Below are 5,753 nucleotides of genomic sequence, written 5' to 3'. Positions count from 1 at the left end.
CCGCAGCCAACTCCTTAGCCAGCACACCCGATCAACGACACAGCCCATCAGCCCGACACTCCACCGACGACCGAACCTGACCAAGCACTACTAGGGCCTGCGCCTCGCCCGTTCGGACTCCTCGGCTGGCCGGGTCGGGCCGGAGCGGATGCCCTTGACTCATGCCAGGACCCGCAGCCCGCCTCGCGGCCCTCCTCTGGGCCCTGCTCATCGTGTCCGCCCCGGCCGCCTCGGCCTGGGCCAGACCCGTGGGCTCGGCGGACGGGCCGGCCGACGTGGCCCTGGCCGTGGGACTCACCGCCGTCTCCGCCTTGGCGACGGGGTTGTGGCTGCGCTCCCGCTACCGACGCGACGGCGACACCGACGGGGGCGACCGGTGACCCCCCGCCCCCGCCCGGCGGCGGTGCGGATGTGCTTCGGAGTGGCGGGGCTGTGCCTGCTGGCGGCCGCGCTGCTCGCCGTATGGGAGTCGTACGCCGGCGCCTGAGGCCGTATCAGGCCGCGAGGTCGCTTTCGTGCGGGCGCTGCTCCGCCGCCGGGTTCTGTGCCTGCTGCAGCCCGACCGGCCTCGGCAGCATCCGCTCCTTGGCCCGTACGAGCCGCCCCAGACGCGGGGCCCGGGCCACCGCGAGCACCACCGGGTTCAGCAGCGCCATCGTGATCGGCGCGAGCACGAGGACGACGGCGGTGCCGAGCGCGAAGCCGCCGATCACGTCGGTCGGGTAGTGGACGCCCATGTACACGCGGCTGGCACCCTCGGCGAGGGCCAACGCGATCCCGACGAGCCCGAGCCGCCGGTTGGCCAGGAACAGGCCGATGCCCAGGGCCATCGCGAGGGTGGCGTGGTCGCTGACGAAGGAGAACTGGGTGTTCCCGAACTCGGCGCCGAGGCGGCTCCCGAGACCGGAGTCGAGCACGTTCAGCCCCTCGTGCTCGCGGAACGGCCGCGACCGGCCGACGAATTCACGCAGCGGCACGTTCACGAGCAGGGCCAGACCGGCTGCGAGCGGGGCCCACACCAGAGCGGTGAAGGATTCGACGGCCGTGGCCTCGTCCTGGCGGCGGGCGCCGCGCCAGCACCACAGGACCAGGAGCACCAGGGCCAGGAGGATCCCGTACTCACCGACCCAACCCACGGCCCGGTCCAGCCAGTCCGGGGTGTGCCGGGAAACACCGTTGATCTCGTACAGCAGGCTGACATCCACATTCGGCCCACCGCTCGTGAGTCCAGCCATGGTGATGCGGCCCCTTGCTCTTGCCGTGGTTCCCCTGCGGGCGCACGCCGGTGTGCGCCCTTTCGCCCCCCGTTTTGATCATGCCCCGCGTCCATGGAACGCCCGTTCTGGCAAGTACGTTCCACTCTCCACCGAATGATCACCCCAACGTTATCGAAGAGTGACTCATCGTCGCAGCTCAGGGCCTTTGCCTCACGGAGAGTTGCTACGGGGCCTGGCTCGCCGCGGTGCGCTCCGGAAGGGCCTCCGCGCCGTCCTTCGTCACGCGCGTGGCGCCGAAGTAGTCCGGGGTGTCGATCTTGTCGAAGCGGATCACGGCGCCGGTGTACGGGGCGTTGATCATGTAGCCGCCGCCCACGTAGAGACCGACGTGCCGAATGTCCCGAGAGTTCGTCAGATCATCGGAGAAGAACACCAGGTCACCGGGGAGCAGTTCATCGCGCGAGGGGTGCGGGCCGGCGTTGTACTGGTCGTTCGCCACGCGCGGCAGCTTGATCCCCACCGTCTCGTACGCGGCCTTGGTCAGCCCCGAGCAGTCGAACCGCCCGTCCTGGTCGGGCGTTCCGTTGCCACCCCACAGGTACGGAGTGCCGAGCTGCTTCTGCGCGAAGTAGATCGCCCCGGCGGCCTGTTGCGAGGGCGCGACCCGGCCGACGGGTCGGGCGAAGCTCTTCGCGAGGCTGGTGATCGCCTTCACGTAGCCCTGGGTCTCCTTGTACGGGGGCACGCCGCCGTACTTGATGACCGCGTAGGCACCGGCGTTGTAGGCGGCGAGCATGTTCGAGGCCGGGTCACCGGGCACGCTCGCCACGTCCTTGGCCAGCTCGCAGTCGTACGAGGCGGCCGAGGGGATCGCGTCGCTCGGGTCCCAGATGTCCCGGTCCCCGTCCCCGTCCCCGTCGATGCCGTGGCCCGCCCACGTACCCGGGATGAACTGCGCGATGCCGCGCGCGTCCGCCGGACTGACGGCACTCGGGTTCCAGCCGCTCTCGGAGTACAGCTGGGCGGCGAGCAGTGCCGGGTTGATGGCCGGGCAGAGGTTGCCCCACTTCTCCACCAACGCCTGGTACTTCGCGGGCACCGCCCCCTTGGCCAGGCCCACCGCACCGCCGCCCGCGCCCGCGCGCCCCAGGCCGGCCGCGGCGGAGTAGGTCCCCACGACGAGCAGCACGAGGAAGCTCAGGCACAGCCCGATCCCGATCCCGCCGGCCATCCAGAATCTGCGCACCCGTCAACCCTCCCCCATCGCCGTCGCTTTCGGACGCGATTCGACCGTGTCGCCTGTCCTACTAGCCCACTTGCCATCTTTGACGGACGGCGGACGGTCGTCCAGCCCCTCCCACGCCGAGGGCGGCTACCTGGGCGCGACGAACAGGCTCTGCGCGCTCCGACCGATCGGCCCCTTCTCGTCGTGCAGCCGCGCGTCGGCCAGCCCGATGCCGGCGGCGTCCACGCTCGTGGCCGCCTCCACGCAGACCCACTCCCCCACCGGGTGGCGGTGCAGGTGGACGGTCAGGTCACCGTTCACGAAGACGAACCGCCGGAAGTCCATCACCGAACCGATGCCGTTGCCCGAGTCGGCGGCGACCAGCACCCGGTCCAGCGCCCTGGCCTCCTCGCCCGCGACGAGCGGCACCTTCATCCGCATCCAGCAGGTGCCCGGCCCCAGCTCGACGAACGCGCCCTCGGTGAACCGGGTCTCCATCGCCGTGTGGTAGCCGACGTCCCACGGCACCGGGAAGAACGGCGTCCGCGCGACCTCCCCCGGCGACGGCAGCCCCGGTCCCGGCACCACCGCCGGCACCGCCTCCTCGGCCACCCGGATCCGCAGCGCCCGCGCGAGCATCACCGGCGCGGCCGCGCCCTCCGGCGTGAGGGCGGCCTCGACCACCTCGGTGCTGCGGCCGGCCCGCAGGACGCTCGTGGTGATCTCCAGCGCGCCGATCGGCACCGGGCGCAGGATCTCGTACGTGATCCGCGCGACCCGCATGTCCGTACGCCCGCCCGGCCGCTCCTCGACGGCCCGCCCGAGCAGCGCGGCCGGCGGTCCGGCGTGCTGGGAGCCGGGGTCCCACGGGCCCCGCGTGTACTCGGTGGCGGCGAACCGCCCGTCATCGACCCGTTGGTAGAACCCCTCGACAGCTCCCATGGCACTCACGCTACCGACAGGTAACCTCCGGCACCAGACCCCTGCCGCGAGCCTCAGCGGGCGAACCCCAGCCCCACCCCCAGCCCCACCAGCACCGACCCGATGGCCCGGTTCAGCGTCTTCTGCGCCTTCAGCATCCGCTCGCGCAGCCGGGAGTCGGAGAAGAACAGCGCCACCGCCCCGAACCACCCCAGATGCGCCGCCGACATGAACAGCCCGTACCCCGCCTGCTGCCACACCGGCGTGTCCGGCCCCACCACCTGCGTGAACGTCGACACCACGAACAGCGTCGTCTTCGGATTCAACACATTGGTCAGGAACCCGGACCGCAGCGCCCCGGCCCGCGTCAGCTCCGGCTTCGACTCCAGGTCGACGGTCACCGACTCCCGCGCGCGGAAGGTCCGTATCCCGATCCACACCAGGTACGCCGCACCCGCCAGCTTGATCGCGGTGAACAGCGCGGTGGAGGACGCGATCAACAAACCGACGCCGAGCATCGTGTACGTGACGTGGACGAGCACCCCGGCCGCGACCCCGGCGGCGGCGAACAGCCCGGTGGGCCGCCCGTAGAGATAGCTGTTGCGGACGACCATGGCGAAATCGGCGCCGGGACTGATCACGGCGAGAAGGGTAATGACGGCAACTGCGATCACTTCTGTCATACGCCGAAGCTCACCCCACTCCTTCCATCGCCTCAACCCCCTTTCGCCATCGGGATACTTGGTCGCATGACCATCCCGCCTCCGCTCTCCCTGATCCCCTACCGGCCGGCCACCGACGCACCCCTGCTCCGCTCATGGGTGACCACCCCCGCCGAGCTCATGACCTGGGCCGGCCCCTCCTTCTCCTGGCCCCTGGACGACGCCCAGCTCGCCGCCTACGCCGCCGAGCCCGGCCGCCGAATCTGGACCGCCGTGTCCCCCGGCGACCCGGGCGACCACGCGGTCGGCCACGCCGTCGGCCACGTCTCGGTCGCCGGCACCCGCCTCGGCCGCGTACTGATCGCCCCCGAGGCGCGCGCCCACGGCCTGGGCAGGGCCCTCGTCTCCCGGGCCGTGGAGCTCTGCTTCGGCGAGCTGGCCCTCCCGGAGATCACCCTGGGCGTCTGGTCCCACAACACGGCGGCGATCCGCATCTACGAGAAGCTCGGATTCCGCACGGAACGAGTGATCGAGAACGTCGAAGAGGTCGACGGGACCCCCTGGACCGCCCACCAAATGCGACTCGCCTCCCCACACGGGTAACAATGAGGAACGTGCCTCAGTCTCCCCACCCCCACTCCCACTCCCACTCCCACCCCCTCCCGCTCCCGCTCCCGCTCCTGCAAGCCGACTGCTCGAACTGCTTCGCGCTCTGCTGCGTCGCCCTCCCCTTCGCCAAGTCGAACGACTTCGCCGTGAACAAGCCCGCCGGAACCCCCTGCAAGAACCTCCAGCAGGACTTCCGCTGCGGCATCCACACCCGGCTGCGCGACAAGGGATTCCAGGGCTGCACGGTCTTCGACTGCTTCGGCGCGGGCCAGCAGGTCTCCCAGGTCACCTTCGGCGGACGCGACTGGCGCACCCACCCCGACACGGCCCGCCCGATGTTCGACGTCTTCCCGGTGATGCGGCAGCTGCACGAGCTGCTCTTCTACCTCGCCGAGGCCCTCACCCTCCCGGCCGCCGCCCCCGTCCACGCGGACCTCCGCCGCGCCCTCGCCACCACGGAAGAATGGACGCGAGCCGACGCGCAGGCCCTGGCCGCCCTGGACGTGACCACCCTCCGCCAGGACGCGAACACCCTCCTCCTCAAAACCAGCGAGCTCGTACGGGCCAAGGTGCCGGGCCGCAAGAAGAACCACCGCGGCGCCGACCTAATGGGCGCCCGCCTCTCCGGCGCCGACCTGCGCGGCGCGAACCTCCGCGGCGCCTACCTGATCGCCGCCGACCTCAGCCACGCCGACCTCCGCAAGGCAGACATGATCGGCGCCGACCTCAGGGACACCAACCTCCGCGACGCGGACCTCCGCGAGGCCGTCTTCCTCACCCAGCCCCAACTCAACGCCGCCCAAGGCAACCGAAACACCCGCATCCCCCCAACCCTCACCCACCCCACCCACTGGACCTGACCGCCACCCACGGCGCATCCAGCCCCACCGGCGTCTGAGGCGTGGGGTCCGGGGCGAAGCCCCGGCAGCGGCGCCACACCCGCCCAAGGAACAGACGTACCTCAGTGCCCGTCGTGGGGGGGGGCCCCCCCCCCCCCCCCCCACCCCCCCCCCCCCCCCCCCCCCCCCCCCCCCCCCCCCCCCCCCCCCCCCCCCCCCCCCCCCGGATTTTTTTATGAAAAAAAAACCGCCCCCCCAACAGGGGCCCCCCCCGGGGGCC

7 protein-coding genes are annotated in these 5,753 nt (G+C 71.5%); 3 read left to right on the top strand and 4 right to left on the bottom strand.

The genetic code is table 11. The features are described from left to right. Positions 1-161: 161 nt before the first annotated feature. A complete protein-coding gene (locus ACFV9H_RS39835; RefSeq protein WP_385408613.1) occupies positions 162-380 on the top strand; it encodes a hypothetical protein in 219 nt (72 codons plus the stop codon). 114 nt (positions 381-494) lie between these two features. On the opposite strand, the gene ACFV9H_RS39830 is transcribed toward ACFV9H_RS39835, so the two are convergent. From ACFV9H_RS39830 to ACFV9H_RS39815, 4 genes are all read right to left on the bottom strand, one after another. Then, on the bottom strand, positions 495-1,235 hold the full coding sequence (locus ACFV9H_RS39830) for a phosphatase PAP2 family protein (protein WP_385408611.1): 741 nt from the start codon (positions 1,233-1,235) through the stop codon (positions 495-497). Between the two features lie 205 nt (positions 1,236-1,440). Then, positions 1,441-2,448 carry an NlpC/P60 family protein gene (locus tag ACFV9H_RS39825; RefSeq protein ID WP_385408615.1) on the bottom strand — a complete coding sequence of 336 codons (1,008 nt, stop codon included), beginning with the start codon at positions 2,446-2,448 and terminating at the stop codon, positions 1,441-1,443. A gap of 141 nt (positions 2,449-2,589) precedes the next feature. Beyond that, the gene (locus tag ACFV9H_RS39820; RefSeq protein WP_385408609.1) at positions 2,590-3,384 is read right to left on the bottom strand and encodes a thioesterase family protein; all 795 of its coding nucleotides are present in this window, start codon (positions 3,382-3,384) and stop codon (positions 2,590-2,592) included. A gap of 53 nt (positions 3,385-3,437) precedes the next feature. Next, complete coding sequence (locus ACFV9H_RS39815; RefSeq protein WP_385408607.1) at positions 3,438-4,046, bottom strand: LysE family translocator; 609 nt, start codon at positions 4,044-4,046, stop codon at positions 3,438-3,440. 66 nt (positions 4,047-4,112) lie between these two features. On the opposite strand from ACFV9H_RS39815, the gene ACFV9H_RS39810 reads away from it, so the two are divergent. Continuing rightward, positions 4,113-4,628: a GNAT family N-acetyltransferase gene (locus ACFV9H_RS39810; RefSeq protein ID WP_385408605.1), complete on the top strand. Its 516-nt coding sequence runs from the start codon at positions 4,113-4,115 to the stop codon at positions 4,626-4,628. 2 nt (positions 4,629-4,630) lie between these two features. Further along, positions 4,631-5,494, top strand: coding sequence for a pentapeptide repeat-containing protein (locus ACFV9H_RS39805; protein WP_385408603.1), 864 nt, complete (start codon positions 4,631-4,633; stop codon positions 5,492-5,494). Positions 5,495-5,753 lie beyond the last annotated feature (259 nt).

The organism is Streptomyces sp. NPDC059874, assembly GCF_042731135.1.
Lineage (GTDB): Bacteria > Actinomycetota > Actinomycetes > Streptomycetales > Streptomycetaceae > Streptomyces.
This window is presented reverse-complemented; position numbering and strand designations above follow the sequence as displayed.

What these genes read in the sequence shown, in the direction of transcription:
- ACFV9H_RS39835 (WP_385408613.1), top strand. Translation starts at nt 162, where the DNA reads ATGCCAGGACCCGCAGCCCGCCTCGCGGCCCTCCTCTGGGCCCTGCTC.
- ACFV9H_RS39830 (WP_385408611.1), bottom strand. Translation starts at nt 1,235, where the DNA reads ATGGCTGGACTCACGAGCGGTGGGCCGAATGTGGATGTCAGCCTGCTG.
- ACFV9H_RS39825 (WP_385408615.1), bottom strand. Translation starts at nt 2,448, where the DNA reads ATGGCCGGCGGGATCGGGATCGGGCTGTGCCTGAGCTTCCTCGTGCTG.
- ACFV9H_RS39820 (WP_385408609.1), bottom strand. Translation starts at nt 3,384, where the DNA reads ATGGGAGCTGTCGAGGGGTTCTACCAACGGGTCGATGACGGGCGGTTC.
- ACFV9H_RS39815 (WP_385408607.1), bottom strand. Translation starts at nt 4,046, where the DNA reads ATGACAGAAGTGATCGCAGTTGCCGTCATTACCCTTCTCGCCGTGATC.
- ACFV9H_RS39810 (WP_385408605.1), top strand. Translation starts at nt 4,113, where the DNA reads ATGACCATCCCGCCTCCGCTCTCCCTGATCCCCTACCGGCCGGCCACC.
- ACFV9H_RS39805 (WP_385408603.1), top strand. Translation starts at nt 4,631, where the DNA reads ATGAGGAACGTGCCTCAGTCTCCCCACCCCCACTCCCACTCCCACTCC.